This is a genomic window from Sphingomonas sp. GW821-FHT03E12, from assembly GCF_059420685.1.
Window position 1 is genome coordinate 595,565 of sequence record NZ_JBWKUF010000001.1, and the last position, 21,657, is coordinate 617,221.

The window sequence follows — 21,657 nt, forward strand, 5'->3', positions numbered from 1 at the left end:
CGGCTATAGGAGGGGCGATGCGCCGCCGCCACCCCTCCCTTGCCAAGGAATTGCCCCGGCGCTGGCTGATGACGGACGAACGGCTGGGCGAAGGACTCTGGGACGCCCTTGCCGCGTTACCGAAGGGGTCGGGCGTGATCCTGCGGCATTATACGCTGCCGCTGACCGAGCGGCGGGCGCTGTTCGCGAGACTCTCGCGAATCGCGCAGCGACGGGGATTGATGCTGGTCGTCGCAGGTGCCGGCCGGCTGGGACATGCCCCGCAGCATGGCCGCCGTCCCAACGCCCTGACCGCACCCGTCCATTCGCGGCGCGAGGCGATTGCGGCGATTCGCGACGGCGCGGCGCTGCTGTTCGTCTCACCGGTTCACGCGACCCGATCGCACCCCGGCGCCCGGACGCTCGGACCGGCGCGGCTCGGATTGCTGATTCGTGGATTGAGTGCGCCGGTCATCGCACTCGGCGGCATGAACGAACGCCGCTGGCGTGCGCTCAGGCCGCTAGGCGTACATGGCTGGGCGGGAATCGACGCCTGGGGCGGTTAGAAGCGGATCGCGGTACCGACATAGACCGACTGGCTGTCGCGCCGGTTGTCGGTCAGCTGCGGCAGGCGGTTTTCTTCGGACTTGTAGCGCACGCCCGCGGTCAGATCGAAATTGCGGCTAAGCGAATAGGAACCACCGACATCGATCGAATAGCTTGGCTCGGCAGCGATCAGGCGCGGTGCGCCGTCGAGCGGACGCTCGGCCTCGGCCTTGATCCGGCCTGACGCACGCTTGCCGGTGTAGCTGACACCCAGATCGATCGACTCGCGGCTGCCCGGCTGGCCTGCCAGATCGAGCTTGGACAGATCGCCCGAAACGGCGAAGCGCTTCCAGCCCACCGACATGCCGAGATTGTACGCGATCGGCTGAAGCGTGACGGCGGCAGGCGCCGCGGCGCCGCGATCTGCGAGTGCAGTTGCCGGACGCGCGGTGCGCGCACGCACCGCAACGGTGACGCTGCGGCTGGTGGCGCGGGCCGAATCGGCCGGCGTGAAGCGGAAGCCGCTGCCGGCAAGGCCGCTGCGCGCGAGGACCGCGGCAAGCTTGGGATCCGCGGCAGCGGGGGTGAAGGTGCCGATGCTGCCGAACGACGATGCGCGCTTGGGAGCGGCGATTCGCTGCTGCTGCTGGGCGGTCTGGGCAAGCAGTGCAGGCGCGACGACAAGGCCGGCCGCGCCCAGCGAGCCGATCCCGATGCCAGTCATGAGTCGCCGAACGCTCATTTCGTCCCCTACCGTGGCTTTGCGCCTACCATGATTCGGCCGCAATGTTCCACCGCCGGAATCGCTTTTCCCCACAAGTGTTGCATGAGGCGCACAGGGGGCACTCCGAATGGCGCGCGGCGGCTTGCGCTTGCGGCGGGCGCATGACGATCTATAGATGCTCGCCACCCATAGAGTTTCCCATAGGAAGATGCCGATGAACCGCCTGTTGCGCACCGCGATCCTGGGCAGCCTTGCCCTGAGCCTGACGGCTCCGCTCGCCGCATGTGGCGGCGGCAAGGATCGCCCCCGCACCGATCTCGCCGCGTCGAAGGTCACGACGATCGGCGTCAACGCCTATCTGTGGCGCGCGGCGCTCGACACGGTGTCGTTCGCACCGATCATGCAGACCGATTCGAATGGCGGCGTGATCGTCACCGACTGGTATGTGAATCCCAACCTCCAGACCGAGCGGACCAAGCTGACGGTCGCGATCCTCGACCAGGATCTGCGCGCCGACGCGCTGCGCGTGAGTGCACAGCGTCAGGTCAACCGCAATGGCCAGTGGGTCGATTCGCCGGTCGAAGCGTCCACGGTGCAGAAGATCGAGGATATCATCCTGACCCGCGCCCGCGACCTGCGCCGCGCGGCGATCGTCGAGAATTGAGGGCGGGCGGGACAGCCCGCCGCTCCGTGAATTGAAGGAATGAATGTGTCGCGGTTCAACGCGCTGAAGGCCGATTCTGCGTGGCAGAAGCTGTGGGAAGAACGCGGCACCTTCGCCGCGGACGACAATTCGCCCAAGCCGAAATCCTACGTGCTCGAGATGTTCCCCTATCCCTCGGGGCGCATCCATATGGGGCATGTCCGCAACTACACGATGGGCGACGTGCTGACGCGCTACCGCCGGATGCGCGGCATGGAAGTGCTCCACCCGATGGGCTGGGACGCGTTCGGCATGCCGGCCGAGAATGCGGCGATGGAAAAGAAGGTCCATCCCGGCGGCTGGACGCGCGACAATATCGCGACGATGCGCGCGCAGCTGAAGCGCCTCGGCCTCGCGATCGACTGGACCCGCGAGCTGGCGACGTGCGAGCCCGATTATTACGGGCACGAACAGGCGCTGTTCATCGATCTGCTCGAGAACGGGCTGGTCTACCGCAAGGAATCGACGGTCAACTGGGATCCGGTCGATATGACCGTGCTCGCCAACGAGCAGGTGATCGATGGCCGCGGCTGGCGGTCGGGCGCGCTGGTCGAGAAGAAGAAGCTCAACCAGTGGTTCCTCAAGATCACCGATTTCGCCGACGAGCTGCTCGAGGGCCTCGGCACGCTCGACAAATGGCCCGACAAGGTCCGGCTGATGCAGGAAAACTGGATCGGCAAGTCCGAGGGCCTGCAGTTCCGCTTCAAGCTCTCCGATGGCGGCGATGTCGAGGTCTTCACGACGCGGCCTGACACGATCTTCGGGTCGAGCTTCGTCGCGATCGCGGCGGACCATCCGATCGCGCGCAAGCTGGCGCAGACCAGCCCTGAAGCCGAAGCCTTTATCGCGCAGTGCAAGCTGGGCGGAACCACCGCGGCCGAACTGGAGACGCAAGAGAAGCTCGGCTTCGATACCGGCATCCGCGCGACGCATCCCTTTGATCCCGCTTGGGAATTGCCGGTCTATATCGCGAACTTCGTGCTGATGGACTACGGCACCGGCGCGGTGTTCGGCGTGCCGGCGCACGACCAGCGCGACTTCGAATTCGCGACCAAATACGCGCTGCCGATCCGCCGCGTCGTCTCGGACGGCGCCAAGACCGCGCCCGTATTCACCGATACCGAAGCCTATTCGGGTCCGGGCACGCTGGTGAACTCGCATTTCCTCGACGGCATGGACGTCCCCGATGCCAAGCGCGAGGTGATCACCCGCGCCGAAGCCGGCGGCTGGGGCAAGGGCACCACCGTCTGGCGGCTGCGCGACTGGGGCGTGAGCCGTCAGCGTTATTGGGGCACGCCGATCCCGATCATCCATTGCGAGGTCTGCGGCGTCGTTCCGGTGCCCAAGAAGCAGCTTCCGGTGGTGCTGCCCGAGGATGTCAGCTTCGACATTCCCGGCAATCCGCTCGACCGGCACCCGACCTGGCGCCACGTCGATTGCCCGCGCTGCGGCAAGCCCGCGCGGCGCGAGACCGATACGCTCGACACCTTCGTCGATTCGAGCTGGTACTTCATCCGCTTCGCCAGCCAGCCCGGCGACAAGCCGTTCGACCGGAAGGTCGCCGAGCAGTGGCTGCCGGTGAACCAATATATCGGCGGGGTCGAGCATGCGATCCTGCACCTGCTCTACGCCCGGTTCTGGACCCGCGCGCTCAAGCGCATCGGCATGCTCGACATCGCCGAGCCGTTCGAGGGGCTGTTCACCCAAGGGATGGTGACGCACGAGACCTACAAGTCCGCGGATGGCCGCTGGCTTTCGCCGGGTGAGATCACCCGCAAGGACGAAATCTGGGTTGAATCCTCGAACGGCGGACCCGTGACCACCGGCCGCATCGAGAAGATGTCCAAATCCAAGAAGAACACCGTCGATCCCGAACCGATCGTCGATCAGTACGGCGCGGACGCGGTGCGCTGGTTCGTGCTGTCCGATTCGCCGCCCGAACGCGATCTGGAGTGGACCGAGAATGGCATCGAGGGCGCATGGCGCTTCGTCCAGCGCTTGTGGCGCCTGTTCGACGGTCTCGGGGCCTGGGAGGGCGAGGACAAACCGCTCGACCGCATCCTCCACCAGACGATCGCAGGCGTGGCATCGGATATCGAAGGCCTGCAGTTCAACAAGGCGGTCGCCAAGCTCTACGCGCTGGTCAATGCGATCGAGAAGGCGCAGCCCAGCGCGTCGCGCGCCAATGCCGTACGCACGATCATCCTGCTCGCGGCACCGATGACGCCGCATCTCGCAGAGGAGGCCTGGGCAGCGATGGGCAATGACACGCTCATCGCCGACGCCGAATGGCCGCAGGTCGATCCGGCCTTGCTGGTCGAGGACGAGGTCACGATCGCGATCCAGGTCAACGGCAAGCTGCGCGACACGGTGAAGGCCGCAAAGGGCGAAGCGAAGGACGCGCTCGAGGCGATGGCCTTGGCAAATCCGAATGTGCAGCGCATTCTTGAGGGCGCCACCCCCAGGAAGGTGATCGTTGTGCCCGACCGTCTGGTGAATATCGTCGCATGAGGATTGCGCCCGCCCTGCTCGTGCTGTCGGCACTCGCGCTCAGCGGTTGTGGCGGGTTGCGGCCGCTCTATGGCGGCGGCGCCGGCGGACCCGTGCAAACGATGCTGGCGGGCATCGAAGTCGCGCCGATCCAGGGGGAGAATGGCTGGCTGGTCGCCAACGCGGTCCGCGACCGGATCGAAGCGACACGCAGCGGCACGCCCGCCTATCGGCTCGACATCAGGCTCGACGACCAGATCCAGGGTCTGGGCGTGCGCCGCGACGATGTGGTGACGCGCGAACGGCGCACCCTGCGCGCGCGCTATCAACTTGTGGAACTGGCAACTGGGCAGGTTGTCCTCGACGCTACCGCGGGCTCGGACGCCGGCATCGACGTCGCCGGTTCGGAATATGCGACGATCGCGGCTGAGAAGAGCGCGCTCGAGCGGCTGTCGGGGATCGTCGCCGACCAGATCGTCGCACGCCTCGCCCGCTACGCGCGCGCCTCCGAAACCAAGTGAAGGCCAGCGAAGCGCAGATTCGGGCCCGGCTGGACAAGCCCGGGCCGGATATCCGCCTGTTCCTGCTCTACGGCCCCGACGAATCGGGCGCCAACGATCTCGCCGCGCGGCTCGGCCGGGCAATGGGCGCCGAGGCCGAGCGCATCGATATCGAAGGATCCACGCTCAAGGGCGACCCGGGGCGCCTGGCGGCCGAAGCGGCATCGCTCTCGCTGTTCGGCGGCGCGCGCTATGTCCGCATCGCCGGTATCGACGATGACGGCACTGAGGCGGTGCGCCTGCTGCTCGACGCGGAAGTGGCCGGGAACCCCGTGGTCGCGGTGGGCGGGGCCCTGAAGGGCACTGGAAGGCTGCTCAAGCTCACCCTCGCGGCGCCGGGCGCGATGGCGCATGCCTGCTATGTCCCCGACGCGCGCAACGCCGCCCAACTTGCCGCCGGAATCGCGCGCGAAAATGGCCTACGCCTGGTCAACGGCAGCGCCGAACGGCTCGCAGCCCTCTCCGGCGGCGATCGTGCGGTGCTGGCGCGCGAGATCGAGAAGCTCTCCATCTATCTCGATGCCGCCCCTGACCGTCCGCGTGAGGCCGGAATCGAGGCGCTGGAAGCGATCGGCGCCGACCTGGGCGACGCCGAGATGCAGAGCGCAATCGAAGCCGTTGTCGAGGGCCGCGCGGCCGAGATTGGTATCGAGCTCGCCCGGCTCGAACAGGCGGGAGTGTCCGCGATTCCCCTCCTGCGCCAGCTCGTCCGGCGCCTGATGAGCCTTGCCGAGATGCGCGCGGATATCGACCGCGGCGCTTCGGCCGACGAGGTCGTCAAGAAGCACCGCGTCTTCTTCAAGGAGGAGATGAGCACCAAGATCGCGCTGCGCCGCTGGACCAGCCCGATGCTGGCACGCGCCGTAGAACGCGTCCGCGAGGCCGAACGCGGCATGACCCGCGCCGGCGGCAATGCGGGGCAAGTGGTGGCGGATGAGGCGCTGGTGACGCTGGCGAGGGCCGCGGCGAGGGGGCGGTGAGCGGCCCTGCCCGGTCCGGCATACGCCAAGTCACAGCGCACTGAGCGCCCGGAACTGAGGAGCGCCGTCTTCCAGCCGGAAGATTGACTGCCACGCCGCTTGTTCCCTATTTGTTCGTTGCAAGATCGCAAACTGCTGATGGAGATAGCGATGCATCGTGCTGCAGGGACTTTTCAGATCAAGATGACCCCGGCCGAATCGCGGCCGGATGCCGCACCGGATGCACCGGGCCGCATGCTCATCGAGAAACACTATACCGGTGATCTGCAGGGATCAGGCGAGGGCGAGATGCTCGCGATGATGATAGTGCAGTCCGGGGCCTATGTCGCAATGGAGCGAATTCACGGAAATCTTGATGGCCGTGATGGCGCCTTTACCGTGGTTCATCGCGGTATCATGGATGCCGGCAAGCACGAGCTTTCGATCACGATCGTGCCCGGGTCCGGAGCAGGTGCGCTGGAGGGAATTTCCGGCGTCTACCATCTGACGATCGAGGACGGCGTGCATCATTACGCGCTAGACTATCACTTGCCCGGCGATTGAACCCGGTGAACGACGCCGGCTGACTACTCAATATCCTGAAACGGTTAGATTTTCTCGCCCGTAAGCCGCTGGCAGATCATGTCGAGCTGGTCGAGCGTCGAATAGGCCAGCGTCATCGCCCCGCCCTTGTCGCCATAGCTGATCTTCACATTGAGCCCGAGCACATCGCCAAGCTGTCGCTCGAGCGCGGCGATATCGGCATTCGCACCGAGATCGGAAAAACCTGCATTGGTCCCCTTCCCCGCCGCGCGCGGCTTGGCCTCGCGCGCCAGCTTCTCGGTCTCGCGCACCGACAGGTCACGCTCGACGACGATCCGTGCTAGCTTCTCCGGATCGGGCGCACCGATCAGCGCACGGGCATGGCCCATGGTCAGCGTGCCCTCGACCACGCGCTCGCGCACGCTCGTGGGCAGATCGAGCAGGCGCAGCAGGTTGGCGATATGGCTGCGCGACTTGTGGACGATCTTCGCCAGCACTTCCTGCGTATGGCCGAACTGCCCGATCAGCTTGGCATAGGCCTCCGCTTCCTCGATCGCGTTCAGCTCTTCGCGCTGGATATTCTCGATGATCGCGATCTCGAGCGTCTCGGCTTCGTCGAGGTCGCGGACGATCACCGGAACCTCGTGCAGCCGCACCCGCTGTGCCGCGCGCCAGCGGCGCTCGCCGGCAACGATCTGATACTCCTTGCCGTGCGGACGCACGACGATCGGCTGGATCAGCCCGCGTGCCGCGATCGACTTGGCCAGCTCCTCAAGCGCGTCCTCGTCGAAGTGACGCCGCGGCTGCTCCGGGTGCGGCGCGAGCGAGCTGACCGGCAACATCCGGACGCCCGGCGAATGTTCGGAACCAGGACGAACCGGCTCCTCGCGCTCGGCATCACCGAGCAGCGCGCTGAGTCCACGGCCGAGATGCGGACGTGGCGCCTTGCGCAGCGGGGTGACGGAAGAGGAGGGCGTGGTTTCGTCGGTCATGCGGCTTTCCTCAGCCTGGGCAGTCGGTCGATCACCTCACGCGCAAGCGCGATATAGGCTTCAGAGCCGGCGCAGCGATAATCGTAGATCAGCGCCGGCATGCCGTGGCTCGGCGCTTCGGAGAGGCGGACGTTGCGCGGAATCACCGTGTCGAACACCACGCCGCCGAGCACCGCGCGCACATCGTCCGCGACCTGATCGGTCAGGCGGTTGCGCCGGTCGTACATCGTCAGCACGACACCGAGGATCGACAGGCCCGGATTGAACCGGCTGCGAATCCGCTCGACCGTGCTGAGCAGCTGGCTCAGTCCTTCCAGCGCAAAGAACTCGCACTGGAGCGGCACCAGCAGCGCATCGGATGCCACCATCGCATTGATCGTGAGCAGGCCAAGCGACGGCGGGCAATCGATCAGGATCACATCCCAGCGCTGCTCGCTGCGATCGATCGCGTTGTCGAGCCGATGGGTACGCGCGTCGAACTCGATCAGCTCGATCTCCGCGCCGGACAGATCGACCGTGGCGGGGACGATATCGAGGCCCGGCACCTTGGTGCTGATGGCGACCTCCTGGAGCGTCACGTCGCCGACGAGCAGGTCATAGGTCGAGCGCTCGCGATCCGCACGGCCGATGCCAAGGCCGGTCGAGCAATTGCCCTGCGGGTCGAGATCGAGCAGCAGCACGCGCTGCCCGGTCGCGGCAAGCGCGGTGCCGACGTTGATCGCGCTCGTGGTCTTGCCTACCCCACCCTTCTGGTTCGCGATGGCGATGCAGATCATCTCGGGCGGACCCCCTTGGCGACGACGATGAGTGAATCGGGAGCCGTGATGCTCGGTTCCACGTGGAACGAACCATGCCATTTGCGGCGCGCCTCTTCCACCTCCGATTGCGCATTCCTGCCCTTTGGCAGCACCCAGACTGTGGAAGACGTGGATCGATGCGCTGCAATCCGGAACAGATCGGTCAGTTGCGCCACTGCACGGGCGGAGATTACCGCCACCGGACCGCGGGTTCGTTCGATCTTGGCGGTGTGGACTGCGACAGCGTCGAGACCCAGTTCGGCTGCAGCACGCATAAGGAAATCGGTGCGCAGCTTGCGCGGCTCGACCAGCTCGACCGGCGCGTCACGGAGCAATGCGACCACCAGGCCGGGCAGCCCCGCCCCGCTGCCGATGTCGAGCCAGACCCCATCGCCGGGGGCATGCACCAGCAACTGCGCCGAATCGACGATGTGCCGTGCCCAGATCTGATCGAGCGTCGATGGCGCGACCAGATTCTGCTTCACAGCTTCCTCGCGCAGCAGATTCACAAATGCCGCAAGCCTTGTTTCACGTGAAACACCGTAGCGCTCACGGATCCAGTCCCTGGCTTCATCCTCGGTCATGCGGCGCGCCGGACATGGAGCATGATGGCGGTGAGCGCCGCCGGGGTGATGCCCCGAACCCGCGCGGCATCCCCGACCGTCGCCGGGCGCGCCAGCGACAACCGCTCGACCATCTCGTTCGACAGGCCCGGGATCACGGCATAGTCCAGTGCCGCCGCAATCGGCGTGGCATCCGAACGTGCCATCGCCTCCTGCTCGGCCGCCTGCCGCTCGAGATAGGGTGCATAGCGTGCATCCTCGATCAACTCAGCCAGGAGATCAGGATCACACCCGCCAGCATCGATCCCGAGATGTCCGATGGTAACGCCCGAAAAGCGCAGCCATTCGAATGCGCTGCGCCGGGCGCCGTCCTGCGAAACCGGCGCGCCCGCGCGGCCGAGCTCATGCGCGGTACGGGGCTCGGCAAAACGCTCGTCGAGTGCCGCCCGCGCCTTCCGACGGCGCTCCTGATGCGCCCGACGGTCCTCGCCGATACAACCCGCCGCTTCCCCGATCGCGCCCAGCCGGGTCTCGGCATTGTCGGCACGGAGACGCAGGCGATACTCGGCACGGGCGGTCAGCATGCGATAGGGCTCTGTCACGCCCTGCAGTGTCAGATCGTCGATCATCACCCCGATATAGCTGAGTTCGCGCGGCAGGATCATCGGTGGTCGGCCGAGTGCCAGCGCTGCAGCGTTGATCCCGGCAACCAGCCCCTGCGCTGCCGCTTCCTCGTAGCCGGTGGTGCCATTGATCTGCCCTGCGCAGAACAGTCCCGGCACATCGCGGCTTTCGAGCGAGGCGTCCAGCGCGCGCGGATCGACATGGTCATACTCGACCGCATAGCCCGGCGTGACGATCAGCGCGCGCGCCAGGCCGGGGATCGACGCGATCATCGCCGCTTGCACATCCGTCGGCAGCGACGTTGAAAGGCCGTTTGGATAGACCAGGTCCGTATCCAGCCCCTCCGGCTCGAGGAAGATCTGATGCCCGTCACGGTCGCCGAAGCGGAAGATCTTGTCCTCGATCGACGGGCAATAGCGTGGCCCGCCAGCCTCGATCGCACCGCTGAACAGCGGCGAACGGTCGAGCCCACCGCGGATGATGTCGTGGGTTTCCTGGGTCGTGCGAGTGATCGCGCAAGCGAGTTGGGGCAGCCGAGGTGTCGCGGTCAGTGGCGACATCCGCCACGGCTCGACGTCGGATGGCTGCTCGTCAAGCGCGCCCCAGTCGATGGTGCGGCCGTCCAGACGCGGTGGCGTCCCGGTCTTCAGACGCGTGATCGGCAGTGCGAGCTCGCGCAGCTGGACGCCCAATGCCGTCGCAGCGCGTTCGCCGACGCGTCCTCCGGTCTCACGTTCCTCGCCCCGGAAGATGCGTCCACCCAGAAAGGTGCCGCTGGCAATGACCACCGCCGCGCACCGCAGCGTCTCGCCGTCGCTGAGCTGAATACCCGCTACCCGTCCCTGCTCGACCAGCAGGCCCACCGCCTCGCCTTCAACGATGTCGAGACCGGATTGGGCAGCGAGCATCGTCTGGATTGCAGCAGCATAGCGCTTGCGGTCCGCCTGGACGCGCGGTCCCTGCACGGCCGGTCCCTTGGAGCGGTTGAGCAGGCGGTAGTGGATTGCCGCCTGGTCGGCGGCGCGGCCGATCAGGCCATCAAGCGCATCGACCTCACGCACCAGATGCCCCTTGCCCAACCCGCCGATCGCCGGGTTGCACGACATTGCCCCCAGCGTGGCAGGATCAAAGGTGACGAGCGCGGCGCGAGCGCCGCAGCGCGCAGCCGCAGCTGCCGCTTCGGTGCCGGCGTGTCCGCCGCCGATCACGATCACATCCCATGTCCGCATGGCCGCCGAAATAGCGCCCCGCGGCGCTGCGGTCAAAAGCGTTCCACGTGGAACATCATTTGCCGATGCAGAAGCGCCCGAACAACGTGTCGAGCATTGATTCGACGTCCGCAGCACCAGTGATCCGGTCGAATGCACGCAATGCATGGCGCAGATCTTCTGCCACCAGCAGCGGATCGATCCCCGCCCCTGCGCTGCGCAGCGCCGCCGAAGCCAGTCCCGCCAGGTCGCGCTGACGCCGATTGAGCGGCACCGCATCCCCTGCCGGCAGCAATGGTTGCGCCTTCACAGCGATAAGTTGCCAAAGCGCCGCAACATCATTTCCGGTCCGCGCGGACACCCCCAGCCGGCCCGCCGGCACCATCTCACGGCCAGGTTCGTCGGCACGCGCATGGACCAGAATATGTGCTGCATCCAATATCGGCGGCGGGGCATCATCGAGCCAGAGGACCAGATCCGCCTGATCGAGTGCTTCCTGCGCGCGCGCAATGCCGATCTCTTCAACCATGTCCGACGGCGCATCGTGCAGCCCGGCGGTGTCGGTGAGCAGATAAGCCACCCCCTCGCGCATCACCGGGGCTTCGATCCGGTCGCGCGTCGTACCGGCAAGCGGGGAGACGATCGCCGCCTCACGCTCCGCCAGCGCGTTGAGCAAGGTCGACTTGCCGGCATTGGGCGGCCCGGCCAGCACGACCCGGATACCATCGCGCAACCGCTCGACCCCGGGCTCGCTTAGTACCGCATCGATCTCCTCAGCGAGTGCGCAGGCTCCGTCGCGAACCCGATCGATCATTCCGGATTCTTCAACGTCATCCTCATCGGCATGATCCAGTAACGCTTCAACCGCAGCGGAGAATTGCAGTGTTCGCGTCGCCCAGCCTTCGATCCGCTGACGGACTCCGCCTTCCGCCACACGCAACGCCGTACGCCGCTGGACCTCGGTCTCCGCCGCAAGCAGATCGGCGAGACCTTCCGCCTCGGTCAGATCGATCCGGCCATTCGTCAGGGCCCGGCGGGTGAACTCCCCCGCCTCGGCGCCGCGCAGTCCCGGCATGTCCGTCAGTGCCGCCTCGACCGCACGCACCACCGCGCGACCACCGTGGAGGTGAAGCTCGGCCAGATCCTCGCCGGTCGCAGTCTCAGGACCCGGAAAGATCAGCACCAGCGCACGATCCAGATGCGTCTCGCCGGTGCATAAGGTTCGCAACGATGCGCGGCGCGGCGGGGGCAGTTCCCCCGCAAGCGCCTTCACAGTCTCGAACGCTCGCGGTCCCGAAATCCGGATCACGCCGATCGCCGCGGGCGGCTGCCCGCTGGAGAGCGCAAAGATCGTGTCGGTCACTCGCCGCCGCTGCGCTTGCCCATGTCGAACATGCCGCGCCAGAAATTCATCCCGGCCTCGCCCATCGGCATCCAGCCCTTCATCATCGTCTCGATCATCTCGGGGTTCACCATGCCCTTGTCCATCGAATCGAGCAGCATCTTGATGTAGTGCTCATGGACAGGCGTGAAATCGGGCAGACCCATCGTCCGCCGGGCTTCCTCAGGCGTGCAATCGATCTCGACATTGATCTTCATAGGCTCTTCTCCGCTTGAGCCGGACGCTTGCCCTGCCCTACGCTATGCCCATGTATGCGCGCGACCATGCCCTGATCGCAACGCCCATCGGCCCGGTCCGCATCGAAGGCGACGGCGAAACGCTGATCCGTATCGATCTGGGCGTGGAAGGCGATCTGCGACGCGGTGAAGCCGCCATAATCCGCAACGCCGCAGATCAGATCGACTCCTATTTCGCAGGCGATCTCAAGGCCTTCGATCTGCCGTTGCGATCGATTGCTTCTTCACGCGGACGCGCGCTGCGCGCAGGCCTGATCGCCTTGGGCTATGGTGAAACCGCGAGCTATGGCGAACTCGCCCGCCGGCTCGATTCCGGTCCACGTGCGATTGGTCAACTCTGCGCGCGCAATCCGTTCCCGATTGTCGTTCCCTGCCATCGCGTTCTCGGCGCGGGCGGGGCACTGGGATCCTATTCGTCGGGTGATGGCCCGGCGACCAAGCAATGGCTGCTCGATCACGAGCAGCGCCACCTCTGACAGGAGACACACATGGCGACGACCACGATCCACAGCCTCGATGGCAGCGGCGATTTCGCCGCCTATCGCGCCGATCCTGAAGAGTCACCGCGCGGTGCGATCGTCGTGATCCAGGAGGTATTCGGCGTAAACGAAGGCATCCGCCGCAAATGCGACCATTGGGCGTCCAAGGGCTATGTCGCCTTCGCCCCTGACCTGTTCTGGCGGCTCGATCCGGGCATTCAGCTTGATCCCGACGTGCCCGACCAATTCCAGCGCGGGCTCGACCTGTTCGGCAAGTTCGACCAGGACAAAGGCATCGAGGATATCGAGGCGACGATCCGCGCCGCGCGCGCGGCAACCGGCGGCAAGGTCGGCGTCACCGGCTACTGCCTCGGCGGCCGCCTCGCCTATATGACCGCCGCGCGCACCGACAGCGACGCCAGCGTCGGCTATTACGCGGTCGGCGTGGACGGGCTGCTGGGTGAGAAGCACGCCATCGCGAGACCGCTGATGCTGCATATCGCCGGCGATGACGGATTCGTGCCCCCCGCAGTCCAGGCCAAGATGCACGAAGGGCTCGACGATCACCCGCGTGTGACCCTGTTTGACTATCCGGGCGAGGATCATGGCTTCGCGACCGAGATGGGCAATCGCCGCTCGGAAGCCGCCGCCCAACTCGCCGACAGCCGGACCGAAGCCTTTTTCGCCGAGCATATCGGCTGAAACGGAAAGGGGCGGCACCCGCTATGGACGCCGCCCCATTTTCGTTCAGGATCAGCAGCTTACTGGAAGAGCTGCAGGATCCCGATGTCCTTGTCGATGACCCCGTTGTAGATCATCGATCCGGCGACATAGAGGATCACCAGCAGACCGACCCAGGCGATCCAGCGATACCGCTCGATATATTTGGCGATGATGTTCGCTGCGACACCCATCAGCGCAACCGCGATGACCAGACCGACCATCAGGATGCCCGGATGCGCGCGTGCCGCGCCCGCCACCGCCAGGACGTTGTCGAGGCTCATCGACACGTCGGCCACCGCAACCGCCCAGGCGGCGCCCGCAAAGCTCTTGGCAGGCTTGACGCCAGAATGCTCGTCGCCTTCGATCTCGGGCGATCCGGGATTGTGGCCGCCGGCGACGATCTCGCGATACATCTTCCACGCCACCCAGAGCAGCAGCACACCACCCGCGAAGACGAGGCCGATCACCGCCATCAACTGCGTTACCACCAGCGCAAAGCCGATGCGCAGCACCAGCGCGGCGATGATGCCGATCAGGATCACCTTCTTGCGCTGATCCGCAGGCAAGCCCGCCGCCAGCGCACCGATGACGATCGCATTGTCGCCGGCCAGCACGATATCGATCAGGATCACCTGACCGAAGGCGAACCATGCGCTGGCGCTGCCCGCGAACAATCCGGCGAAGTCGTGGACGATATGCCCCCAGAGTTCCGACATGCCCTGCTAAACCCCCAAAGCCGCTTACTGGTTCATCGAATCGAAGAAGTCTTCGTTGGTCTTCGAATCCTTCATCTTGTCGAGCAGGAACTCCATCGCATCGATGGTGCCCATCTGCATGAGGATACGGCGCAGCACCCACATCTTGCTGAGCGTGCCCTTCTCGACCAGCAGCTCCTCCTTGCGCGTGCCGGACTTGCCAACATCGAGCGCCGGGAAGATGCGCTTGTCTGCAACCTTGCGGTCGAGGACGATTTCCGAGTTGCCGGTGCCCTTGAACTCTTCGAAGATGACCTCGTCCATGCGGCTGCCAGTGTCGATCAGCGCGGTGGCGATGATCGAGAGCGAACCGCCTTCCTCGATGTTGCGCGCGGCGCCGAAGAAACGCTTGGGACGCTGGAGCGCATTGGCATCGACACCGCCGGTCAGCACCTTGCCCGATGACGGGACGACAGTGTTGTAGGCGCGGCCGAGGCGGGTGATCGAGTCGAGCAGGATGACGACATCCTTCTTGTGCTCGACCAGGCGCTTGGCCTTCTCGATCACCATTTCGGCGACCTGGACGTGACGGGTTGCGGGCTCGTCAAAGGTTGAGGAAACGACCTCGCCCTTCACCGAACGCTGCATGTCGGTGACTTCCTCGGGCCGCTCGTCGATGAGGAGGACGAGCAAGAAGACTTCGGGGTGGTTGTCGGTGATCGCCTTGGCGATGTTCTGGAGCATCACCGTCTTGCCGACGCGCGGCGGCGCGACGATCAGCGTACGCTGGCCCTTGCCCTGCGGCGAGACGATGTCGATCACGCGCGCCGACTTGTCCTTCACGGTGGGATCGGCGGGGTCGAGCGTCAGCTTCTGCTCGGGATAGAGCGGCGTCAGATTGTCGAAATTGACGCGATGACGCACCGCATCGGGATCGTCGAAATTGACGCTGACCAGCTTGGTCAGAGCGAAATAGCGCTCGCCATCCTTGGGCGCGCGGATCTCGCCTTCGACCGTGTCGCCGGTGCGCAGGCCGAACTTGCGGACCTGGTTGGGCGAGACATAGATGTCGTCGGGGCCGGCGAGGTAGTTCGCCTGGGGGCTGCGCAGGAAGCCGAAGCCGTCCTGGAGCACTTCGATCGTGCCCTCGCCCATGATCTGCTCGCCATTCTCGGCCTGAGCCTTGAGGATCGCGAACATCAGATCCTGCTTGCGGAGCGTCGAGGCGCTTTCGACGCCGAGCTCCTCGGCCATCGTCACCAGCTCGGCGGGGGGGGTTTTCTTGAGATCTTTGAGATGCATCTGGGGGAGTCCGTGTGGCGATCGCTGGGAGGGTTTCCGGGCGTTGAGACGCGCTGCGATGGCTTGAGGAAAAAGGAAGGATGCCGCGGCCGCCGGAAGGGCGACGCAACAGTTGCGCGATTAGGTTCGGGCTTGATTCAAGTCAAGCGGTCAGAAGGGGCGAACCACGGCAAGAACAACGATCAGCGCGACGAAGATCGCGGGGATCTCGTTGATCATCCGCAGCTGGCGGGACGTGAGGCTTCCCTGCCCCGCCGCAAGCCGCTTCGAATAGCCCACGGCCCAGCCATGATAGCCCGACAGCAGCAGGACGAGGAGCAGCTTGGCATGCAGCCAGCCCAGCCCCGCGCCGCCCTCGAACAGGCCGAGATTGATCGCCAGCGCAATGCCGAGCACCCAGACCACGCCGATCGAGGGGGTCAGGATCATCCGGCGCAGCTTCGCCTCGCGATCCGCCCAGGCCTTGGCCTGCACCGGATCGCCCAGCGTCTCCTGATGATGCACCAGATAGCGCGGCAGGATGAACAGCCCGGCCATCCAGAAGATGACGAAGATGATGTGCGCGGCTTTGACCCAGAGGTAGGCGGCGCCCAGAAATCCGGTCACAGGTTCAATCCGGTCACTTGGCTGTCCCCCGAACGATGCCGACCAGCTGTTCGACATGGGCGATTGGCGTGTCCTGCTGGATACCGTGCCCGAGATTGAAGATATGGGGGCGATCGGACAGCGCATCAAGCACCCGCCGCGCCGCCGCCTCCAGCTCCGCTCCACCGGCGATCAGCGCCAGCGGATCGAGATTGCCCTGGACCGGCAGCCCGGCGGGCAGTTCGCGATGCGCCCAGACAGGATCGACCGTCTCGTCCAGCCCGATCGCATCCACGCCTGTCTCGCGCGCATAAGCGGCCAGTTTGCCCCCCGCGCCCTTGGGGAAGCCGATGATCTTCACCTGCGGACAGCGCGCACGCAGACCCGCGACGATCGCCGCGTTGGGCGCGATTACCCAACGCTCGAACTGTGCCGGCGAGAGTGAACCTGCCCAGCTGTCGAACAGCTGCACCGCCTCGACACCCGCTTCGACCTGCTTCGCCAGATAGTCGATCGACATCGCGACGATCGCATCGATGATCGCCCCGAACGCGCCCGGATCGGCATAGGCCATGCGCCGCGTCTCGCTCTGGTCGCGGCTGCCCTGTCCCGCGACCATATAGGTCGCATTGGTCCAGGGACTGCCTGCGAAGCCCAGGAACGCGGTTTGGGGTGGCAATGCGGCTGCAACCCGCCGGACGGTCTCATACACCGGATTCAGCCGCTCAGGGGCCGCTGTGAGGCTTTCCAGCGCATGATCGACCAGTCGGGGTGCAAGGCGCGGTCCTTCGCCCGTTTCGAACCACAGATCCTGACCCAGCGCATGCGGAACGACGAGGATGTCGGAAAAGAGGATCGCCCCGTCGAAGCCGAAGCGCCGGATCGGCTGAAGCGTGACCTCGGCCGCCGCCTCGCTGTCATTGACCAGCTCGAGGAATCCACCCTTTTCCGCCCGTAGCGCGCGATATTCGGGAAGGTATCGCCCGGCCTGACGCATGAGCCACATCGGCGGGGCATCGACGCGCTTTCCGGAAAGCACTTCGAGCAGGGACTTTGAGGGCAAAGGGTTCGAATTCACAGGACCGCTCGTTCCATCTTCTAAAAGAAGAAAAGATTCTAAGAAGGATGTTGTTGTTAGTTGGCGCGTGGATGCCGGGGCTTAGGCGTTCATGCCCATTCTGCCAACAGATTGACGCTGGAATCGCCCGCGATTCGCTGCGGAGTCGCGGATACCGTCCACATCATCCACAGGCTGTGCGTGCATCCGGACCCATGTGGAACGCGTTGTGGATGAGTTGCCCTGATCGTGGATCGATCGGGCCGCTTGGCGTGCCCTTGTCGTTGCGCTAGCGATTTTCCGCATGTTTTCCACAGATCTGTCCAGCTGATGCGTCTGCACCTTCATTTGCTCTCCGATTCCACCGGCGAGACGCTGGAGAATATCGCCAAGGCCGCACTGGCGCAGTTCGATGACGTCGAAGTGCTCCGCCATTTCTGGCCGATGGTGCGCAGCGAAACCCATCTCGAACGTATCCTGGGCGAGATTGCGCAGAATCCGGGGCTGGTGATCTTCACTTTGGTCAATCCGGAGATTCGCCGCACGCTCGAGACGCGGTGCCGTGCGATCGGTCTTCCGGCGGTGGCGCCGCTCGATCCGGTCAACCACGCGCTGTCGAGCATGTTGGGACAGGAGATGAAGGCGCGCCCGGGGCGGCAGCATACGCTCGACGCCGCCTATTTCGCGCGCGTCGACGCGATCCAGTTCACCATCGCGCACGACGACGGGGTGAACTGGGAAAATTGGGAGGAAGCCGACATCGTGCTCGCCGGCGTCTCGCGCACCTCGAAGACGCCGACGTCGATCTATCTCGCCAATCGCGGGTACAAGGTGGCGAACATTCCGATCGTCCCTGAATCCCCGCCGCCCTCGACCCTGTTCACGCTGCGCCACCCGATGGTCGTCGGCCTCACCACCAGCCCCGAGCGGCTGATCCAGGTGCGGCGCAATCGCCTGCTCTCGCTCAACCAGCAGGACGAGACCTCTTATGTGGAGCATGAGGCGGTGCAGCGCGAGGTTGCCTATGCCCGGCGCATGTTCGCCGATAATGGCTGGCCGGTGATCGATGTCACCCGCCGGTCGATCGAGGAAACCGCGGCGGCGATCATCACCCTGTGCAACGAGCGCGAAGCCGGGTCCGGGACCCGCGCCGAATGATCGTGCTCGCTTCCACCAGCGCATCGCGCCGCGCGATGCTGACCGCCGCCGGCGTGCCGCACGAGGCGCTCGCCGCGCATGTCGACGAGGATGCGGCCAAGGCTGGGCTCGCCGGAGTTGCGCCGCGCGACTTGGCCGACGCGCTCGCCGAGCTGAAGGCGCTCAAGGTGAGCCAGCGCGTGCCCGGCACATTGGTGCTCGGCTGCGATTCGGTTGTGGCAGTCGAGGACGGCACGTTGCTCGACAAGCCGGTCGACCGCGCCGATGCCGAGCGGCACCTCAAACTGCTCTCGGGCAAGCGTCACGACCTCTACAGCGCCGCGGTGATCGCCGAAAACGGCCGCCCGGTCTGGCGCCATGTCGATCGCGCGCGCCTGTTGGTGCGGCCGCTCTCCGATGCGTTCATCGCCGAGTATCTCGATGCCGAATGGCCGGCGATCTCGGGGTGCGTCGGCTGCTACCGCGTCGAAGGGCCGGGGGTGCAGCTCTTCTCCCGGATGGAGGGAAGCCAGTACACGATTCTCGGCATGCCCCTGCTCAACATTCTCGATTATCTGCGTACAAGGGGCGTGCTGACGTCATGACCAATGTCTATGCCGAGGTGATCGGCGATCCGATCGCTCAGTCCAAGTCACCGCTGATCCACGGTTTCTGGCTCGACAGGCTCGGGCTGTCCGCGTCGTATCGCAAGACGCATGTCACCCCCGAAGGCCTTGCGGACTTCTTCGCCTCGCGCCGCGACGACCCCGACTGGCGCGGCTGCAACATCACCGCGCCGCACAAGATCGCGTCGCTCGATCATGTCCCCGATCCCGGCGGGGTGCGCGACACGATCGGCGCGATCAACACGGTGTTCCGCAGCGCGGACGGTTCGCTGATCGGCACCAACACCGATGCTGCGGGATTCTATGCGCCGCTCGCCGAGTTCGACCTGGAGGGCGCACCGGTCGCAGTGGTCGGCGCGGGCGGGGCGGCGCGCGCGATCCTGTTTGCGCTGGCGCGTGCCGGGGTCGGGCATGTGACGATCCTCAACCGCTCGCCCCTGAAGGCGATGGGGCTGCTCGCGACCTTCGGGTTGAAGGGCGATGTGATCGCACTGAACGCGCCGATCCCGCCGGTGGCGCTGCTGGTCAATGCCAGCTCGCTGGGCATGACCGGGCAGCCGCCGCTCGACCTCGATCTCGGCAACCTGCCCGACGATGCGGTGGTCTATGACGCAGTCTACGCCCCGCTCGAGACCGGCTTGCTCGCGGCGGCGCGCGCGCGCGATCTGGAGACGGTCGACGGGCTCGAGATGCTGATCGGCCAGGCGGCGCTCGCCTTCGAGCTGTTCTTCGGCAAGGCGCCGCCGCGCGAGTATGATGCCGAGCTGCGGGCGCTGCTCACCGCATGAGCATACGCCGATGATCATATTGGGCCTCACCGGATCGATCGGCATGGGCAAGTCGACCGTCGCGGCGATGTTCGCCGACGAAGGCGTGCCGGTGTTCGACGCGGATGCCGAGGTCCACAGGCTGCAGGGACCGGGCGGACGACTGTTGCAGGAGATCGAGTCGGCCTTTCCCGGCACGACCGGCGAATCGGGTGTAGACCGGGCGCTTTTGGGCAAGGCCGTCTTTGGTAACCCCGATGCGCTCAAGCGGCTTGAGCTGATCGTCCACCCTGTAGTCGCGCACGAACGCGGGCTGTTTCTCGAATCGAATCGCACGCAGCCGCTGGTCGTGCTCGACATCCCGTTGCTGTTCGAGGCGGGCGGCTGGCAGCAAGTCGATAAGATTGCTGTGGTTTCCGCACCCGCCCAGGTGCAGCGCGCGCGGGTGCTCGCGCGGCCCGGGATGACCGAGGCGCGCTTCGAGTCGATTCTCGCCAAGCAGATGCCCGATGCCGAAAAGCGCGAGCGCGCCGATTTCGTGATCCCCACCGGCGGTACGCTGGACGCGACGCGCGCCGCGGTTCGCGCGGTCATCGCTTGCCTAGCGGACGCGGAAGGCCGATAGTCAGCTCATGCGGGAAATCGTGTTCGATACCGAAACCACCGGCCTCAGCTTCAACGCAGGGCACCGGCTGGTGGAGATCGGCTGTGTCGAGCTGGTCAATCGCGTGCCGACCGGCCGCAGCTTCCACCGCTACCTCAATCCGGACCGCGATATGCCGGTCGAGGCGTTCGCGGTGCACGGCCTGTCCGAAGCGTTCCTCGCCGACAAGCAGCGCTTCCCCGAGATTTGCGACGAGCTGATCGAGTTTCTGGGCGATTGCCCACTGATCGCGCACAATGCGATGTTCGACTTCGGCTTCATCAATGGCGAGCTGGGTGCCTGCGGGCGGCCGTTGCTCCAGGTGGAACGGATCGTCGATACGCTGACCATGGCGCGCGCGAAGCATCCCGGTGCCAAGCACACGCTCGATGCGCTGTGCGTGCGCTACGGCATCGATCTTTCTGCGCGCGAGCTGCATGGCGCGCTGCTCGACGCGCAGCTGCTGGCGCAGGTGTTTATCGAGCTGACCGGCGGCCGGCAGATCACGCTGGGCCTCGCGGTCGAGGCTGCAGCGGCAAGCGAGCGGGTGGAGGCCGCCGCGGTGAAAAGCAACGCGCGCCCGGCACGGGTTTTTGTGCCGAGCGATGAGGAACTGGCCCGCCATTCGGCGTTCATGGCCGGGTTCGAGGAACCGCTCTGGGGCAAGCCGGCGTCCGGTTGACGGCCGCCGCGTGCGTTCCTAGCTGCTCCTCATATTGACGGAGGAAGATATGGATATCCGGGTTTCGGGTCATCGGGTCGATACGGGCAAAGCCATCCGGCAGCACGTGGAAGACCGGCTCCAGGGTATCGCCGACAAATATTTCTCCCGCGCAATTTCGGCTCAGGCGACCTTCGGCAAAGGACCGCATGACTATGGCTTCACCTGCGACATCGTTGCGCATGTGATGCAGGGTCTGGTGCTCAAGGGGTCGCATGCAGCGCCGGAAGCGCATCTTGCCTTTGACGGCGCCGCCGACAAGATCGAGAAGCAGCTGCGCCGCTATACGCGCCGCCTCAAGGACCGGAACAACGGCCACGCGCAGGCGGCGCTCGATGCGGCCTATGACGCGGGCTACACCGTCTTCCAGATCGACGAGGAAGAGGAGGATGTCGTCGATGCGCCGCCGGTGATCGCCGAGACCCGGGTCGACGTGCCCGATGCAAGCGTCTCCGATGCGGTGATGATGCTCGATCTGCGCAACACCAACGCGCTGCTGTTCAAGAATAGCGGTACCGGCAGCTACAACATGGTCTATCGCCGTGCGGACGGTACGATCGGCTGGGTCGAACCTAACCGGGCTGCCTGACGACCGC

Annotated in this window: 25 protein-coding genes; 14 read left to right on the forward strand and 11 right to left on the reverse strand. The window is 65.6% G+C overall.

Annotated features, from left to right (window positions below):
- Window positions 1-17: 17 nt before the first annotated feature.
- On the forward strand, window positions 18-545 hold the full coding sequence (locus AC07TU_RS02800) for a thiamine phosphate synthase (protein ID WP_495186387.1): 528 nt from the start codon (window positions 18-20) through the stop codon (window positions 543-545).
- Here the strand turns inward: AC07TU_RS02800 and AC07TU_RS02805 are convergent.
- Complete coding sequence (locus AC07TU_RS02805) at window positions 542-1,267, reverse strand: hypothetical protein (RefSeq protein WP_495186388.1); 726 nt, start codon at window positions 1,265-1,267, stop codon at window positions 542-544. The genes AC07TU_RS02800 and AC07TU_RS02805 overlap by 4 nt on opposite strands.
- Window positions 1,268-1,463: 196 nt before the next feature.
- Between AC07TU_RS02805 and AC07TU_RS02810 the strand changes: the two genes are divergently transcribed.
- The 5 genes from AC07TU_RS02810 to AC07TU_RS02830 all read left to right on the forward strand — a co-directional run bounded on the left by AC07TU_RS02810 (window position 1,464) and on the right by AC07TU_RS02830 (window position 6,525).
- Window positions 1,464-1,913: a DUF3576 domain-containing protein gene (locus AC07TU_RS02810; RefSeq protein WP_495186389.1), complete on the forward strand. Its 450-nt coding sequence runs from the start codon at window positions 1,464-1,466 to the stop codon at window positions 1,911-1,913.
- A gap of 39 nt (window positions 1,914-1,952) precedes the next feature.
- Complete coding sequence (gene leuS, locus AC07TU_RS02815) at window positions 1,953-4,463, forward strand: leucine--tRNA ligase (RefSeq protein ID WP_495186390.1); 2,511 nt, start codon at window positions 1,953-1,955, stop codon at window positions 4,461-4,463.
- Entirely contained in the window at window positions 4,460-4,963 is a 504-nt protein-coding gene (lptE, locus tag AC07TU_RS02820; protein ID WP_495186391.1) for an LPS assembly lipoprotein LptE, read from the forward strand. The genes leuS and lptE overlap by 4 nt, the downstream gene beginning before the upstream one ends.
- Entirely contained in the window at window positions 4,960-5,982 is a 1,023-nt protein-coding gene (holA, locus tag AC07TU_RS02825; RefSeq protein WP_495186392.1) for a DNA polymerase III subunit delta, read from the forward strand. Before lptE ends, holA begins: the two co-directional genes overlap by 4 nt.
- 150 nt (window positions 5,983-6,132) lie before the next feature.
- Window positions 6,133-6,525, forward strand: a complete 393-nt coding sequence (locus tag AC07TU_RS02830) for a DUF3224 domain-containing protein (RefSeq protein ID WP_495186393.1) — start codon at window positions 6,133-6,135, stop codon at window positions 6,523-6,525.
- A 44-nt stretch (window positions 6,526-6,569) separates the two neighbouring features.
- On the opposite strand, the gene AC07TU_RS02835 is transcribed toward AC07TU_RS02830, so the two are convergent.
- Genes AC07TU_RS02835 through AC07TU_RS02860 form a run of 6 tightly spaced genes read right to left on the reverse strand, consistent with a single transcriptional unit; the run spans window position 6,570 to window position 12,287 of the window.
- Entirely contained in the window at window positions 6,570-7,496 is a 927-nt protein-coding gene (locus AC07TU_RS02835) for a ParB/RepB/Spo0J family partition protein (protein ID WP_495186394.1), read from the reverse strand.
- The gene (locus tag AC07TU_RS02840) at window positions 7,493-8,272 is read right to left on the reverse strand and encodes a ParA family protein (RefSeq protein ID WP_495186395.1); all 780 of its coding nucleotides are present in this window, start codon (window positions 8,270-8,272) and stop codon (window positions 7,493-7,495) included. Before AC07TU_RS02840 ends, AC07TU_RS02835 begins: the two co-directional genes overlap by 4 nt.
- Window positions 8,269-8,877: a 16S rRNA (guanine(527)-N(7))-methyltransferase RsmG gene (rsmG, locus tag AC07TU_RS02845; protein ID WP_495186396.1), complete on the reverse strand. Its 609-nt coding sequence runs from the start codon at window positions 8,875-8,877 to the stop codon at window positions 8,269-8,271. Before rsmG ends, AC07TU_RS02840 begins: the two co-directional genes overlap by 4 nt.
- Complete coding sequence (mnmG, locus tag AC07TU_RS02850; RefSeq protein WP_495186397.1) at window positions 8,874-10,709, reverse strand: tRNA uridine-5-carboxymethylaminomethyl(34) synthesis enzyme MnmG; 1,836 nt, start codon at window positions 10,707-10,709, stop codon at window positions 8,874-8,876. Before mnmG ends, rsmG begins: the two co-directional genes overlap by 4 nt.
- Window positions 10,710-10,764: 55 nt before the next feature.
- On the reverse strand, window positions 10,765-12,051 hold the full coding sequence (gene mnmE, locus AC07TU_RS02855; RefSeq protein WP_495186398.1) for a tRNA uridine-5-carboxymethylaminomethyl(34) synthesis GTPase MnmE: 1,287 nt from the start codon (window positions 12,049-12,051) through the stop codon (window positions 10,765-10,767).
- Window positions 12,048-12,287, reverse strand: coding sequence for a DUF6489 family protein (locus tag AC07TU_RS02860; RefSeq protein WP_495186399.1), 240 nt, complete (start codon window positions 12,285-12,287; stop codon window positions 12,048-12,050). The genes mnmE and AC07TU_RS02860 overlap by 4 nt, the downstream gene beginning before the upstream one ends.
- Before the next feature lie 14 nt (window positions 12,288-12,301).
- Between AC07TU_RS02860 and AC07TU_RS02865 the strand changes: the two genes are divergently transcribed.
- Together AC07TU_RS02865 and AC07TU_RS02870 are read left to right on the forward strand one after the other, a co-directional pair.
- Window positions 12,302-12,802, forward strand: a complete 501-nt coding sequence (locus tag AC07TU_RS02865) for a methylated-DNA--[protein]-cysteine S-methyltransferase (RefSeq protein WP_495186400.1) — start codon at window positions 12,302-12,304, stop codon at window positions 12,800-12,802.
- Between the two features lie 12 nt (window positions 12,803-12,814).
- Window positions 12,815-13,507 (forward strand): dienelactone hydrolase family protein, encoded by a 693-nt coding sequence (locus AC07TU_RS02870; RefSeq protein ID WP_495186401.1) that lies wholly within the window; start codon window positions 12,815-12,817, stop codon window positions 13,505-13,507.
- 59 nt (window positions 13,508-13,566) lie between these two features.
- On the opposite strand, the gene AC07TU_RS02875 is transcribed toward AC07TU_RS02870, so the two are convergent.
- The 4 genes from AC07TU_RS02875 to hemE all read right to left on the reverse strand — a co-directional run bounded on the left by AC07TU_RS02875 (window position 13,567) and on the right by hemE (window position 17,173).
- On the reverse strand, window positions 13,567-14,244 hold the full coding sequence (locus AC07TU_RS02875; RefSeq protein WP_495186402.1) for a TerC family protein: 678 nt from the start codon (window positions 14,242-14,244) through the stop codon (window positions 13,567-13,569).
- Window positions 14,245-14,268: 24 nt separating this feature from the next.
- Entirely contained in the window at window positions 14,269-15,525 is a 1,257-nt protein-coding gene (rho, locus tag AC07TU_RS02880) for a transcription termination factor Rho (RefSeq protein ID WP_066578138.1), read from the reverse strand.
- 150 nt (window positions 15,526-15,675) lie between these two features.
- Window positions 15,676-16,131 (reverse strand): CopD family protein, encoded by a 456-nt coding sequence (locus AC07TU_RS02885; RefSeq protein WP_495186403.1) that lies wholly within the window; start codon window positions 16,129-16,131, stop codon window positions 15,676-15,678.
- A 13-nt stretch (window positions 16,132-16,144) separates the two neighbouring features.
- A complete protein-coding gene (hemE, locus tag AC07TU_RS02890) occupies window positions 16,145-17,173 on the reverse strand; it encodes a uroporphyrinogen decarboxylase (RefSeq protein WP_495186404.1) in 1,029 nt (342 codons plus the stop codon).
- A gap of 324 nt (window positions 17,174-17,497) precedes the next feature.
- On the opposite strand from hemE, the gene AC07TU_RS02895 reads away from it, so the two are divergent.
- From AC07TU_RS02895 to hpf, 6 genes are read left to right on the forward strand one after another with little or no spacing between them, the layout of a single operon-like run.
- On the forward strand, window positions 17,498-18,325 hold the full coding sequence (locus tag AC07TU_RS02895) for a pyruvate, water dikinase regulatory protein (protein WP_495186405.1): 828 nt from the start codon (window positions 17,498-17,500) through the stop codon (window positions 18,323-18,325).
- Window positions 18,322-18,909 (forward strand): Maf family protein, encoded by a 588-nt coding sequence (locus tag AC07TU_RS02900; protein ID WP_495186406.1) that lies wholly within the window; start codon window positions 18,322-18,324, stop codon window positions 18,907-18,909. Before AC07TU_RS02895 ends, AC07TU_RS02900 begins: the two co-directional genes overlap by 4 nt.
- Window positions 18,906-19,718 carry a shikimate dehydrogenase family protein gene (locus AC07TU_RS02905; RefSeq protein ID WP_495186407.1) on the forward strand — a complete coding sequence of 271 codons (813 nt, stop codon included), beginning with the start codon at window positions 18,906-18,908 and terminating at the stop codon, window positions 19,716-19,718. The genes AC07TU_RS02900 and AC07TU_RS02905 overlap by 4 nt, the downstream gene beginning before the upstream one ends.
- 10 nt (window positions 19,719-19,728) lie before the next feature.
- Window positions 19,729-20,322, forward strand: coding sequence for a dephospho-CoA kinase (coaE, locus tag AC07TU_RS02910; protein ID WP_495186408.1), 594 nt, complete (start codon window positions 19,729-19,731; stop codon window positions 20,320-20,322).
- Between the two features lie 7 nt (window positions 20,323-20,329).
- On the forward strand, window positions 20,330-21,022 hold the full coding sequence (gene dnaQ / locus AC07TU_RS02915; RefSeq protein ID WP_495186409.1) for a DNA polymerase III subunit epsilon: 693 nt from the start codon (window positions 20,330-20,332) through the stop codon (window positions 21,020-21,022).
- A gap of 49 nt (window positions 21,023-21,071) precedes the next feature.
- The gene (gene hpf / locus AC07TU_RS02920; RefSeq protein ID WP_495186410.1) at window positions 21,072-21,650 is read left to right on the forward strand and encodes a ribosome hibernation-promoting factor, HPF/YfiA family; all 579 of its coding nucleotides are present in this window, start codon (window positions 21,072-21,074) and stop codon (window positions 21,648-21,650) included.
- Window positions 21,651-21,657: the final 7 nt, after the last annotated feature.